Here is a 10,118-nt window from a genome sequence, read left to right on the forward strand (position 1 = left end):
ACAATATGGAAAAATTAGTAAACATTGCGCCGCTGGCAGACAAGGAATTAAAATTGCAGGACGTAGCAGATTATCTGGAAGAACTGAAGGATGCATTGGTTGATATTATTGATGAATATGAAGCTGAGGATGCGGACAGCGAAAAGATGGATACACTGACAGAGGCATTGGATGCTTTGGAAGATGCTTTCGATGCGATTAACGAAGTGGTGGTGGACTAGAAAAATGGCGATTGAACGGGTTAAGGAATACTTTAGTCAGTATGGAATGGAAGAAAAAGTTCTGGAATTTCCGGTTTCCAGTGCAACGGTAGAGCTGGCAGCAGAGGCTTTACATACAGAACCGAAAAGAATTGCAAAATCTCTTTCTTTTATGGTTGGAGATAAAGCAATCCTGGTGGTGGCAGCAGGCGATGCAAAGGTAGATAACCATAAATATAAAGAACAGTTTGGCAAAAAGGCAAAAATGCTTACGGCAGAGCAGGTGGAGAAACTAATTGGTCATAAAGTAGGCGGCGTATGTCCGTTTGCCGTCAATGAAGGCGTAGAAGTATATCTGGATGAATCACTGAAGCGTTTTGAAACAGTATTTCCCGCTTGCGGAAGCAGCAACAGTGCAATTGAACTGACGATTCCGGATCTGGAAAAATATGCTTGTAATATTGTTTCATGGGTTGATGTATGTAAGGATTGGAAAGTTTAACAATTTAAACACATTTTTCCCACAAAGTAAACACAAATTTTCCCTATACTCTGAACCATAAACAGGTTAAAGAAAACAAAGGTTCTAAGGGAGGGACTTTATAATGAGTGATAAAAATCAGCAGAAGAAAAATCAAATGAAAAATATTGTAAAGAAAGGCGCGGGAGTCGGCCTTTGCCTGGTATTGGCAGGAGGCGTTGCAATGAACGCATTTGAAGGCTCTTATAGATGGAATCAGCTTCAAAGCGTACAGGCTGCCGACAATACCGTTGCCCTTATGAAATCTGAAAAGACAGCGGCTGGGGATGATACGGAAAGAGCAAAGGGAAGCCTGGATGTTTCCGATATCGTGGAACAGGCAATGCCATCCGTTGTTTCTATCAGTACAAAATCCGTCCAGGAGGTTCAGGATTACTTCGGGGTATTCAGACAGTACGGATACGCACCGGAGGAAAGAGAAGTGGAAGGCAGCGGTTCCGGTATCATTATCGGTAAAAATGATAACGAGCTTTTGGTTGTAACCAATTATCATGTTGTGGAGGACGCAACGACCTTATCTGTGGGATTCATTGACGGAAGCGCCTATGAGGCAAAGGTAAAAGGTTATGACAGCAGCAAGGACCTTGCAGTGGTAGCTGTTGCACGGGAGGACATTTCCAAGGATACTCTGGCAGAAATCTCCATTGCAACGATCGGCAGTTCCGATGACTTGAAGGTTGGCGAGCAGGTTATCGCCATCGGCAATGCGCTGGGCTATGGACAGTCTGTTACCACAGGTATTGTAAGTGCAAAGAACCGCAGAGCAGATTCCGATTATGTACAGAGCTATGACAGTAATGACAGTGACAGCAACGAGAACGGGATCAATCTGATCCAGACAGACGCTGCAATCAACCCTGGAAACAGCGGCGGAGCCCTTCTGAATATGAACGGTGAGGTTGTAGGTATTAACTCTGCAAAGCTCGCTTCTACTGAGGTAGAGGGTATCGGTTACGCCATTGCAATTTCTAATGTGTCAGATATTCTGGAAGACCTGATGAATCAGACAACAAGAGAAAAGGTTGAGGATGGAAACCACGGCATGATCGGTATCTCAGGAAGTACGGTCAGTCAGGAGGGTTATCAGATTTATGGAATCCCGCAGGGTGTCTTTGTGGCAGAAGTTACAGAAGGCGGCGGAGCAGAAAAAGCTGGTATCCAGAAAAATTCTGTTATCACAAAGTTTGACGGAAGAACAGTTACTACCATTAATGAGCTTCTGGAACGCCTTGAATACTACGCACCGGGAGAAGAGGTTGAGGTGACCGTTCAGGTTCCGGAGGGAAACGGCTATAAAGAAGAAGTGGTTACCGTAACACTTGGAGAGGATACAAGTGCTAAGGATGATCAGGAAAACAAAGATACCGAGAATGACGGAGACGATCAGGACAGTAGCTCAGAGGATTCCACAGACAATCTGTTTAAGGATTGGATTGAAGAGAGAACTCCTGAAAACGGAATTGAAGAAAATGAGGATTCCGCTAATTCTGGAAATGGATTTGAAGATTGGCAGTAATTGAATAGGATATTCGGAAGGTTCACCTGTTAGATGCGGGTGAGCCTTTTTTTGCTGTCAAATATGTAAAAGGAAGCGTGACGGAGATTACTTTTTGTGTAATCGTTGAAATAGAGCGGCAGGCATGGTATAGTGAAGATTGTGTTGGAAAATGTTGATAGAAAGGAAGCAGTAATGAAGAATAAAGTATCTCTGATCTTCGATATAGATGATACCCTTTATAGCCAGATGCTTCCCCTTCTGAGTGCCTGTGAAGATAGCCTTGGAAAAAAGCTTGAGGATCCGGAGCGATTTTACCGAATTTTCTGCAAAAGAAGCGGAGAAATGTTTCTGTTCAGCGAGAGCGGACAGGTGACAATAGAGCAGTCCAGGATTTACAGGATCATGAATACCATGAAGGATATGGAGATTCCATATACGGAAGAGATGGCGCGGGATTTTCAAAGACGATATCAGGAGAATCAGTCCCATTTAAAAGTTTCGGATACATTGTCCGCAATACTGGACAAATGCAGAAAAGAAGAGGTTTTTCTGGGAATCATTACAAATGGGCCGTTAAACCATCAGATGAGCAAATATCATAATATGGAGCTGAAAAGATGGTTTCCACAGGATTACGTTCTGGTTTCGGCAGGCGTGGGATTTGCAAAGCCGGATGAGAGGATTTTCCGGCTGGCTGAGAAGCGCATGGGACTTGAAAGAGAAAACACCTATATGATAGGAGATTCCTATGAAAATGATATTCTGGGTGCTATGAATGCAGGCTGGAAAACGATCTGGATGAATCATCATAGGTATCCGGTTCCAGAAGGAGTGAAAGAGCCGGATCATATCGCTTACACAGAGGAAGAACTTGGGGACATTATTAGTAGGATTACACAATAAGGAGGAAATGCTAGGGGCATACCATGATGCCCAGAAACACGGGCAAAAAGGAGGAAATATGATTAGATTTGAGTGTGATTATGCGGAGGGAGCACATCCGCAGATAATGCAGGCAATGATGGAGACAAATATGGAGCAGAATCCGGGTTATTCCACGGATGAACACTGTCAGCGGGCAAGAGAATATATCCGCCGCGCGTGCCAGGCACCGGATGCTGCGGTGGAATTTTTGGTAGGAGGAACCCAGGCAAATGTGACGGTGATCTCAGCCTGTCTGAAGCCTTATCAGGGGGCTTTGTGCGCAGCCAGCGGACATATCAATGTGCATGAGACAGGCGCAATGGAAGCATACGGCTACAAGGCGCTTACCCTGGAAAGTCCGGACGGAAAAATAACAGCGGAACAGGTGGAAAAAGCATGGGAGGATCATATCCACAATGCAAGCCACGAGCATATGGTACAGCCTGGCATGGTATATATTTCCTGGCCTACGGAATGCGGTACCCTTTATTCCAAAAAGGAGCTGACAGCGATCAGCCAGGTGTGCAGAAAAATTGGCCTGAAGCTTTTTGTGGATGGTGCGCGCTGCGGATATGGACTGGCGGCTCCGGGAAATGATGTGACCCTCAAAGACCTTGCAGAGCTGACGGATGTATTTTATATTGGAGGAACAAAAGTAGGGGCGCTTTTCGGGGAAGCGGTGGTGATCACAAATCTTGAGATCCAGAAGGATTTCCGCTATTACATTAAGCAGCATGGCGGAATGCTGGCAAAGGGAAGGCTTCTGGGAATTCAGTTTGAGACTCTTTTTAAGGAAAACCTTTACGGTCAGATCGCGCAGCATGCCATTGATCTGGCTATGCAGATCCGGGAAGCTTTTGTAAAATGCGGGGTTCCGTTTCTTTTTGATTCCGTTACGAACCAGCAGTTCCCCATTCTGACAGCAGAGCAGAAGGAGGAATTCGAGAAAAAATATGCTTTTGAGCTGTGGGAAGAGGTGGATAAGGAGCATTTTGCAGTACGTTTCTGTACAAGCTGGGCAACAAGGGAAGAAAATGTAAAAGCGCTGACAGAAGATATCATACGTATTTGCGGATAGGCACCAGCATGGGAATGTCTGTCGGCAGAGCCGGAAGCGGTAATATGCTGATGAGGTTTATGTTTATGTGCGTGAACTCTCCGTGCGTGAACTCTCTGCGCGTGTGTCCTCTGGAAAAGAAAGGCGTATATTCAGGCTTCCGCCCTCATAGGATGCAAAAATCTGACCGTGAAGCTGCTCTGTGAGGGCGCGGGCGATGGACAGACCCAGCCCGGTGGATTTTGATGCTGACTCTACCGTGTAGTAGCGGTCAAAGAGCCTTCCGACTTGAGTAGGATCCAGTCGGGAGGCTTTATTTGAGAAAAGGATATTTCCGTTTTCATGCAGGCTGATATGCAGGTCTCCGTCACTGTATTTGATAGCGTTGCTGATGATATTGGCGAAAATGCGGGAAAGGACAGCCGGGTCCAGAAAGCGGACGATTTTTTTCTCAGGAATGGAAATATCCGGGGTAATACCGCAGCCTTTCAGAGAGGCGTAGTATGCGGCAATGCTTTCCTCCAGAGCGCTGTTGAGGATAACATCACAGAAAGAGGAGCAGCCTTTTACGCCGGAGGAGGCAAGCACCGTATACCGGAAAAGCTCTTCTGTAAGCTGCTTCATGTTATGGATACGGTCTTCGATGATCTCCAGATAGCGGGCAGCCGCGGGGGATTTTTCCTCCTGCTCAAGAAGGTCCAGGTAGCCGCAGATGGCTGTGAGAGGCGTGCGCAGGTCATGGGAAATGTTTGTGACAGCCTCTTTCAGCTCCAGGTCACCCTGCTGGAAACGGCGGCGTTCCCGGCGGAGATGACGGAGCTGTTCATTTATGCTTTCCGCAAGCTCACGCATATAGGGATCTCTTGCGGAAATATCGATCAGGGTATTGGTGTCCATGGAAAGCCGTTCTGCGAATTCGTCACGGATCTCCCGGGTGGATTTGCGCAGAAGATGTATTTTTATCAGTAAAAAAATAACAATAACAGCCAAAATGCCGATGATAGTCCATAAAATATTGTTCATATTATCACCATAAACACCTTATTTGAGATTTCACTATTCTATTTCAGATCTTTTCGCTCAAAGAGCGTGATCCCGATATAGGTAATAAAAAGAGATAACACCAGAGAATATAAAATCATAAAGCCTTCATTTCTCATTTCCTGATGGGAAATCAGAATGGCCTGTCCTGTAGGCAGGAATTCTTCTGCAAATTCAAAAAGCTTGCGTTGGGTTCCGCTTACATAGTTGGGATTCATCTGTGGTTCACTCAGTTCTACCTGCCCTTCAATGGTGACAGACAGCGCCGTCTTATAGGATTCCGGCTCGGCAAGTCTGTTCTCTATATAGCTTCCCAGAAAAAGCAGCCCGAAAAAAGCAAGGATCACAATAACTGCGGAAGTTGCTTTGTTCTGGATGAGCATGCTTAGCAGGACAAAGACGGCGGTAATGGCAGTTACCATAAAAACGCTGATAAGTAAGGACAGGAGTAATGCGGCAGCCTCCGTATTTTTAAACCAGCCCAGCAGCGCGGCCCCGACAGTAAACATGGATAAAATCCAGGAAGCCATGATCAGCAGTCCGGCGGCGGAGCACACGATGAAATTGGACATATAAATGCTGCGCCTGGAATGACCAATTGATATTTTGTTGCGGATGGTTCCATCGCTGTATTCTGAACCCAGAAACAGAGTAGTGAAAACAGCGCAGAATAAACCGATAATAGGCGCATATTGAAAGAAAAGATTATCGATATGATAGTACACATCTGTGGACTGAAAATCTCCAAATTGTATGGCCTTTAAGATTTCGAGGTAGCGGCCGGCTATCATGCCTGTACCCCAGAGGAAGCTGGCGCCCATTAAGATCCAAAACGCTTTGTTTTTAAAAAGTCTTGAAAAGTTCGCGGATAAAAGTTTATTCATGGCGGCCACCTCCTACCAGATTAATGTAATAGCTTTCCAGAGTTTCATCATGCTCGTGCATGGAAAGAACCTGGCAGCCATTTTCTGCGAGAGCCATGGTGATCTCCGTCACATTAAAGGTTCCGTAAACATCCGCCTGCTGACCATCCAGCACGGAGTATTCCAGCCCAAGGCCGTCAAGGGTAAGGCTGAGCGTGGAGGTATCGGATACCGTAAGACGAACGCATTTCCGGCAGGATGCCTCCAGGTCGGCTGCACTGATCTCTTTCAGGATCTGACCGTGATCGATAAAACCGTAATGGGTAGCCAGGCGGGAAAGTTCATCCAGAATGTGGCTGGAAATGAGAACCGTAATCTGCTGCTCCCTGTTTAACTTCAGGATCAATTCACGTATTTCTACAATACCCTCCGGGTCAAGTCCGTTGACCGGTTCATCCAATACCAGAAAGTCGGGATCCCCTGCAAGCGCGATGGCAATGCCTAGACGCTGGCGCATTCCAAGAGAAAAGTTCTTGGCATGTTTTTTTCCTGCGTTTTCCAGCCCTACCAGTTTCAGAAGGCCGGGAATTGTGGAAAAGGACGGCAGACCCAGGATCCGGTATTGGATCTTCAGGTTATCCTCTGCACTCATGTCCGGATAGATGGATGGGGTTTCCACCACAGCACCCATGCGGCGGCGCACCTTTGCAATGTTTGGGTCCGTGCATTTTTTTCCATAAAGTGTGTAGCTGCCGAAGGTGGGCGTCTGCAGACCGCAGATGATGCGGATCAGGGTTGTCTTTCCAGAGCCGTTTTTTCCCACAAAGCCATAAATAGAGCCTTTGGGGATGTGCATATTCAAAGCGTTCAGAGCTTTGAAATGGCCGTATTCTTTGCCAAGGGCGTCAGTTGTCAATACGTAGTCCATAATGTAAGCCTCCTCATATAATACTTGCTGTATGTTTTGCATCTTCACGAAGTCAAACGCACTGCAGATATTTGACTTGTGATACTGGCAAGTATAGGGCAGCGTGGTTAAGAAAGCGGTAAAGGAAAGGGTAAAGAAAAGGTTAAGGTTTATGTTAGCTTAAAGCCGATTCCCCAGACTGCCTCAATATAATCCTTGCCGCCTGGTTCACGCAGCTTTTTGCGGAGATTGCTGATATGGACCTTGAGAGAGCTTTCCATGCAGTCCGGGGTGTCCTGGCTGATGCGGTCCAAAAGCAGGGATTTTGTGACCACCTGGGAGGGATTCTGCATCAGTATTTTCAGGATGGCATACTCTGTGCGGGTCAGATGAACCGGGATTTGGGCTACGCTGACCTCATGGGTGGAGAGATTTACGGTAATATCCTCATAGGATAGCTCAGGATTGGCACCACGGGAAACGGCCTGGCGGAGCTGGACGGTGATCCGGGCAAGCAGCTCCTTTGTATCAAAAGGTTTGGTGATATAATCGGAGGCGCCGCTCATAAGAAGCTCTACCTTATCGGATACTTCGGCTTTGGCGCTTACTACAATGACGGGAATTCCTTTGATGCGGGGAAGAAGCTCTTCGCCGCTCAGTCCGGGTAGCATCAGATCCAGCAGTATCAAGTCCGGTTTATGGGATTCCAGATACATAGCTGCCTCCGTGCCGGAATAGGCGCGGGCAGCTTGGTAGCCTGCTTTTTGAAGCACTTCCTCCACCATATTTCCGATATGTACATCATCGTCTACAATTAAAATACTTTTCATATGACCTCCGTTCCGGCGTAAATGTTTATGTCCGTTAATAGTATAAGGGGCTTTCGGCAGGCTGTCAATGCGACGGAAAACAGATTGAGAATGAAGGAAAAAGGGAGTATAATAAGAACGGCATAAGCATGGTGCGAATTTGAGAGGAGGAATAAATTTGAAAGTATTATTAATTAACGGAAGTCCTCACGGACATGGAAGTACATACACAGCGCTTCATGAGATGGAACAGATTTTTCATGAAAACGGGATCGAGACAGAAATGATTCATGTGGGAAATCAGGCTGTGAGAGGCTGTGTTGCCTGCGGTGTCTGTCGGAAAAAGGGACAGTGTGCTTTTGATGACATAGTGAATGAGACGGCTGCAAAGTTTGAGGAATGCGATGGAATGGTAGTGGGAAGCCCGGTATATTACGCATCGGCGAACGCCACGCTGGTTGCATTTTTGGACAGGCTGTTTTACAGCACATCCTTTGACAAGACCATGAAGGTTGGCGCATCTGTGGTTTCCGCCAGAAGAGGCGGGCTCTCCGCAACCTTCGATGAACTGAATAAATATTTTACCATTTCCGGTATGCCTGTAGCGTCAGGACAGTATTGGAACAGCATTCACGGAAATAATGCGGATGAGGCTGTTCAGGATAAAGAGGGACTTCAGAGCATGCGTACTCTTGCCAGAAATATGAGTTTTTTGATAAAGAGCATCCAGCTTGGCAAGGAGAAATACGGTCTGCCGGAAAAAGAGGCGAAGGTTGGGACGAATTTTATCCGGTAATACGGAGGCGGCATCCAAAAGGGTGCCGCTTAATGAAAAATTCAAGTTATCTTTTAGGGTGCTAAGGTTAACTCCCCACCAATGACAATCGCCTTTGAATCAGAACCATGACCGATCTGGTGCGTTACTGCGATGGGGAGAGTTTCTCCTGCGTAGCGGCGGATCAGGTCGGGCATGGAGGGAATACACTGTTCGGCTTCCATTGTGGTAAAAGTGCCCAGAAGGATGCCGTTTATTTTTTCAAAAACACCTATTTGGGCAAGCTGGTTCAGATAGGTTACCATCTGAGGGACCTTACCGCCGAGGGATTCCAGAAGAAGGATCTTTCCGGACATATCAGGCCAGTATCTGGTTCCGGCAAGCTTTAAAAGACAGCGTATATTTCCGCCAGTCACAATACCGCTCATGCCTTTTCCCTGAATAAATTCGTATTCAAGATCAAACAGTTCCTGTCCGCCGTTAAGCATGGTACTGGAGAAAGTCCGAATTTGATCTTCGCTGTGTTCACGGACTAAATTGCGTATCTGGTACAGGACGGAAGGATTCCCGGTCTGGGAATAGATGGCATTGATCACGGTTGTAAGATCGCTGTAGCCCCAGAAACGTTTCTTTGTATTTCCGATCATATCATAATCCAGATAGGGTAGAATTTCATTTGCCAGATCCCCGCCTGAAATATCAAAAATATCTTCAATAGAATCATCTTTATAAAAGTCCATAAGCGCCTTTGCCCGCTGGATGCCCGTTCCGCTGAAGGGGGAAACCTCCGCATAAATATAGTCGCTGAAAACAGGGAAATAACCCATGGAAACCAGCACTTTTTCCAGCATATTTATCTGATCTTTATTCCCTGCAGGCTGCCCGTTGGAGCAGCATACAATTCCGATTTTTCGTTCTTTCTTCATATCCATCCTCATCTGACTGATGCTTTTAAGCAGTGACAAAGCTATTTTCAAAAAGTATATATCACCCTCTTTTTTTCGTCAATGTCAAGCAGATAATTATTTGTATGCGGGGGAACTATTGGTTACTATTGTTTATTTGTTGACAATTATGGTGTATGCTTATAACAAGTAATTGTGAGGTGAAAATAATGCAGTATAAAATTATGATAGTGGACGACGATGCGGCCCTGGTAAAAATGCTGAAGGATTATTTTTCCATAAAGGGTTATGAAATCTGCACAGCGGAAAATGGAATCGAGGCAATTGACAACATAAAGAATAAGCCGGATATTATCCTGCTGGACATTAATATGCCGGGGCTGGACGGCCTGGAGGTATGCAGGCAGATCCGGGACAAAATATCCTGTCCTATTCTTTTTCTGACAGCAAAGGTGGAGGAGCAGGATAGGGTAAACGGGCTGCTTTCGGGAGGGGATGATTATATCCTGAAGCCATTTAGCCGGGAGTTTGACAGTTTCATATTTCAAAAAAACCTTACAGGCCTTATAAAGCCTGCTTTTTTTATGTCAAATTTTTC

The 10,118-nt window shown here is 46.0% G+C and carries 12 protein-coding genes; 7 read left to right on the forward strand and 5 right to left on the reverse strand.

The features are described 5' to 3' along the window. Positions 1-5 precede the first annotated feature (5 nt). The 5 genes from ACESZH_RS21545 (at position 6) to ACESZH_RS21565 (ending at position 4,241) form a co-directional block, all read left to right on the forward strand. Positions 6-221: a hypothetical protein gene (locus ACESZH_RS21545; RefSeq protein ID WP_373219034.1), complete on the forward strand. Its 216-nt coding sequence runs from the start codon at positions 6-8 to the stop codon at positions 219-221. Between the two features lie 4 nt (positions 222-225). Beyond that, positions 226-702, forward strand: a complete 477-nt coding sequence (locus tag ACESZH_RS21550) for a YbaK/EbsC family protein (RefSeq protein WP_373219035.1) — start codon at positions 226-228, stop codon at positions 700-702. Positions 703-805: 103 nt separating this feature from the next. Further along, the gene (locus ACESZH_RS21555) at positions 806-2,257 is read left to right on the forward strand and encodes a S1C family serine protease (protein WP_373219036.1); all 1,452 of its coding nucleotides are present in this window, start codon (positions 806-808) and stop codon (positions 2,255-2,257) included. 174 nt (positions 2,258-2,431) lie between these two features. Then, positions 2,432-3,142, forward strand: a complete 711-nt coding sequence (locus ACESZH_RS21560; protein WP_373219037.1) for an HAD family hydrolase — start codon at positions 2,432-2,434, stop codon at positions 3,140-3,142. Positions 3,143-3,200: 58 nt separating this feature from the next. After that, on the forward strand, positions 3,201-4,241 hold the full coding sequence (locus tag ACESZH_RS21565; RefSeq protein ID WP_373219038.1) for a low specificity L-threonine aldolase: 1,041 nt from the start codon (positions 3,201-3,203) through the stop codon (positions 4,239-4,241). Between the two features lie 63 nt (positions 4,242-4,304). Here the strand turns inward: ACESZH_RS21565 and ACESZH_RS21570 are convergent, their stop codons facing one another. The 4 genes from ACESZH_RS21570 to ACESZH_RS21585 all read right to left on the reverse strand — a co-directional run bounded on the left by ACESZH_RS21570 (position 4,305) and on the right by ACESZH_RS21585 (position 7,861). After that, positions 4,305-5,243 (reverse strand): sensor histidine kinase, encoded by a 939-nt coding sequence (locus ACESZH_RS21570; RefSeq protein ID WP_373219039.1) that lies wholly within the window; start codon positions 5,241-5,243, stop codon positions 4,305-4,307. Between the two features lie 38 nt (positions 5,244-5,281). Continuing rightward, the gene (locus ACESZH_RS21575) at positions 5,282-6,145 is read right to left on the reverse strand and encodes an ABC transporter permease subunit (RefSeq protein WP_373219040.1); all 864 of its coding nucleotides are present in this window, start codon (positions 6,143-6,145) and stop codon (positions 5,282-5,284) included. Further along, complete coding sequence (locus ACESZH_RS21580) at positions 6,138-7,052, reverse strand: ATP-binding cassette domain-containing protein (protein ID WP_373219041.1); 915 nt, start codon at positions 7,050-7,052, stop codon at positions 6,138-6,140. The genes ACESZH_RS21575 and ACESZH_RS21580 overlap by 8 nt, the downstream gene beginning before the upstream one ends. A 149-nt stretch (positions 7,053-7,201) precedes the next feature. Further along, positions 7,202-7,861, reverse strand: coding sequence for a response regulator transcription factor (locus tag ACESZH_RS21585; RefSeq protein ID WP_373219042.1), 660 nt, complete (start codon positions 7,859-7,861; stop codon positions 7,202-7,204). Between the two features lie 157 nt (positions 7,862-8,018). Here ACESZH_RS21585 and ACESZH_RS21590 point away from each other — a divergent pair, with 157 nt between their 5' ends. After that, positions 8,019-8,636: a flavodoxin family protein gene (locus ACESZH_RS21590; RefSeq protein WP_373219043.1), complete on the forward strand. Its 618-nt coding sequence runs from the start codon at positions 8,019-8,021 to the stop codon at positions 8,634-8,636. 53 nt (positions 8,637-8,689) lie between these two features. Here ACESZH_RS21590 and ACESZH_RS21595 read toward each other — a convergent pair whose 3' ends face one another. Further along, a complete protein-coding gene (locus ACESZH_RS21595; RefSeq protein WP_373219044.1) occupies positions 8,690-9,541 on the reverse strand; it encodes a S66 peptidase family protein in 852 nt (283 codons plus the stop codon). A gap of 188 nt (positions 9,542-9,729) precedes the next feature. Between ACESZH_RS21595 and ACESZH_RS21600 the strand changes: the two genes are divergently transcribed. Then, positions 9,730-10,118, forward strand: a 389-nt coding sequence (locus ACESZH_RS21600) for a response regulator transcription factor (RefSeq protein ID WP_373219045.1), incomplete at its 3' end; no start/stop codon positions are given.

The organism is Ruminococcus sp. 5_1_39BFAA (assembly GCF_964240875.1).
GTDB lineage: Bacteria > Bacillota > Clostridia > Lachnospirales > Lachnospiraceae > Blautia_A.

Excerpts from the sequence above, each read along its gene's own strand:
- ACESZH_RS21545 (WP_373219034.1), top strand. The coding sequence starts at position 6 with ATGGAAAAATTAGTAAACATTGCGCCGCTGGCAGACAAGGAATTAAAA.
- ACESZH_RS21550 (WP_373219035.1), top strand. The coding sequence starts at position 226 with ATGGCGATTGAACGGGTTAAGGAATACTTTAGTCAGTATGGAATGGAA.
- ACESZH_RS21555 (WP_373219036.1), top strand. The coding sequence starts at position 806 with ATGAGTGATAAAAATCAGCAGAAGAAAAATCAAATGAAAAATATTGTA.
- ACESZH_RS21560 (WP_373219037.1), top strand. The coding sequence starts at position 2,432 with ATGAAGAATAAAGTATCTCTGATCTTCGATATAGATGATACCCTTTAT.
- ACESZH_RS21565 (WP_373219038.1), top strand. The coding sequence starts at position 3,201 with ATGATTAGATTTGAGTGTGATTATGCGGAGGGAGCACATCCGCAGATA.
- ACESZH_RS21570 (WP_373219039.1), bottom strand. The coding sequence starts at position 5,243 with ATGAACAATATTTTATGGACTATCATCGGCATTTTGGCTGTTATTGTT.
- ACESZH_RS21575 (WP_373219040.1), bottom strand. The coding sequence starts at position 6,145 with ATGAATAAACTTTTATCCGCGAACTTTTCAAGACTTTTTAAAAACAAA.
- ACESZH_RS21580 (WP_373219041.1), bottom strand. The coding sequence starts at position 7,052 with ATGGACTACGTATTGACAACTGACGCCCTTGGCAAAGAATACGGCCAT.
- ACESZH_RS21585 (WP_373219042.1), bottom strand. The coding sequence starts at position 7,861 with ATGAAAAGTATTTTAATTGTAGACGATGATGTACATATCGGAAATATG.
- ACESZH_RS21595 (WP_373219044.1), bottom strand. The coding sequence starts at position 9,541 with ATGAAGAAAGAACGAAAAATCGGAATTGTATGCTGCTCCAACGGGCAG.